The organism is Gordonibacter sp., assembly GCF_036667095.1.
Lineage (GTDB): Bacteria > Actinomycetota > Coriobacteriia > Coriobacteriales > Eggerthellaceae > Gordonibacter.
Genome location: NZ_JAVWUP010000147.1, coordinates 1 through 2,148 on the forward strand (window position 1 = coordinate 1; position 2,148 = coordinate 2,148).

General features: G+C 61.2%; 2 protein-coding genes. Both read right to left on the reverse strand.

Annotated features, from left to right (window positions below; all coding sequences use genetic code 11):
- Positions 1 to 36 precede the first annotated feature (36 nt).
- On the reverse strand, positions 37 to 1,380 hold the full coding sequence (locus RR842_RS10960) for a glutamine synthetase family protein (protein ID WP_332729749.1): 1,344 nt from the start codon (positions 1,378 to 1,380) through the stop codon (positions 37 to 39).
- Between the two features lie 131 nt (positions 1,381 to 1,511).
- A partial coding sequence (locus RR842_RS10965) for a MetQ/NlpA family ABC transporter substrate-binding protein (RefSeq protein WP_332729750.1) occupies positions 1,512 to 2,148 on the reverse strand: 637 nt, incomplete at its 5' end.

The window sequence follows — 2,148 nt, forward strand, 5'->3', positions numbered from 1 at the left end:
ATGAGGCCGACCCCCTCCCGGCTCCGTACGGCATGGTTACAGCACCGCCAAATAGCGGTCGCGCTCCCATTGCGAAACGTAGCCTTGGTAGTCGTTCCACTCGGCGCGTTTGGCAGCTACCAGGTAGGAGTGGATATGGTCTCCAAGCGTCTCGCGCATGAGCGCGGATTCGGCGAACAGCTCGATGGCCTCCCCCAGGCTTTCGGGCAGCGTCTGGATACCTTGTCGGCGCAGATCCTGGCGCGCAAGCGAGAACAGATCCTGATCCTCAGTCGGAGGCTGCAGTTCCAGCTCGTCTTCGATGCCCTTCAAACCGGCGGCCAGCATAACGGCGAACGCAAGGTAGGGATTTGCCGCGGGGTCGGGGCTGCGCAACTCGATGCGGCAGGCATCCTCGCGGTTCGGGCGATAGCCGGGAATGCGCACAAGCGTGGAGCGGTTGCGGCTGGCCCACGACAAGTACGTGGGAGCCTCCCCGCCGCAGATAAGACGCTTGTAGGAATTGACGTGCTGGTTCGTGACGACGCAGAACTCGGGAGCGTATCTCAGGATGCCGGCAATATAGTGCTTCGCGACCTTCGAGAGGCGATAGCCCTGCGGATCGCCTGCATCGAAGAACGCATTATTGCCCTCGAGGTCGGTGAGGCTTTGGTGCACGTGCATACCGCTTCCCGGCTGGCCGGCTATGGGCTTGGGCATGAACGAGGCGTACACCCCGTGCTTGTGGGCTATCTCCTTCACCACCAGCTTGTAGGTCATCACGGCATCCGCCATGGACAGCGCATCGGCGTAGCGCAGGTCTATCTCGTGCTGCGAGGGCCCGTTCTCGTGGTGGGAGTACTCTACTGGAATGCCCATCTTCTCAAGCGTAAGCACGGTATCGCGACGCAGATCGGAGGCATAGTCGAGGCTGGTCAGGTCGAAGTAGCCGCCACGATCCAGCACTTCGGTGCCCTCCGCATCCTTGAAATAGAAGAATTCCAGCTCAGGACCTACGTTAAACACATAGCCCATGCGGGCGGCCTTTTCGACCGTACGTGCCAGCACGTGGCGCGGATCGCCTTCGAACGGGCGGCCGTCAGGCGTGCGCACAGCGCAGAACATGCGCGCCACCGCGTTGCTCTCGGGGCGCCAAGGTAGCACCTGGAATGTAGAGGCATCGGGGAACGCCAGCATATCGGACTCCTGCGTGCAGCAGAACCCCTCGATGCAGCTGCCATCGAAGCCCATGCCCTCGGCGAACGCATCGTCGAGCTCATTGGGAACGACGGCAAACGACTTCATAGTGCCCAGAACGTCGGTGAACCAGAATCGGACGAAATGCACGTCACGGCTCTTGATGGTCTTCAGGACGAAGTCCTGGTCGGGGTTCGCGGTCATGGGCGCATCCTTTCTCTTTGCCTCCATTATACCGCGTCGTGTTTCGGCTTCGTTTCGCAGAGCGTCTTCCCGAAAAAACGAGACCCGGCACGCAGGCCGGATCTCGCAACGCGTTCGAGCGAAAGGCAACCCTACTTCTTCAGGTCCTCGATGCTCGCAGCCTTGCCGGGATACAGGCCCAAGGGCTCGAAGTGGATAGTGCCGGCAGATACGAGATCGGTGCCGTTCTTGGCGTTGTAATCCTCCAGGTAGGTGATGTGCTGGAAGTAATTCGCATCCAAGCTGCCGTCAGCCAGCGCCACGTTCGGCTGGATGTAGTCGGTGAATTCCTTAACCTCGAGCGTGTAGCCGTGGTTTTTCAGGATGTCCTTCACCTGGGCGAGGATCTCGGCATGCGGGGCCGGGGAAGCACCTACCGAGATCGTGGTGTCGTCGCCCTTCGCATCCTCGATCTCGGTCGCGCCTGTCGCGTCGAGCGGCACGACCAGGCCGGCATAGGTGTCCTCTATGTACTGACGGGCAGTGGCACTCCGCAATGCCTTGACCAGCGCCTGGATCTTGTCGCTGTTCTCGTCGCCGGCACGCACGGCAACTACGTTGGCGTATTTTTCGGCCGCTTCGGAGGCTACGTCCTCGCGGGCAAGCGCCGATGCCGTATCAATGCCGCCGCTGATGGCGTAGTTGCCGTTGATGACGGCCAGATCGACGTCGGGCAGCGTGGTGGGCAGTGAAGCCGCTTCCATCTCCACGATCTCGATGTTGTAGGGG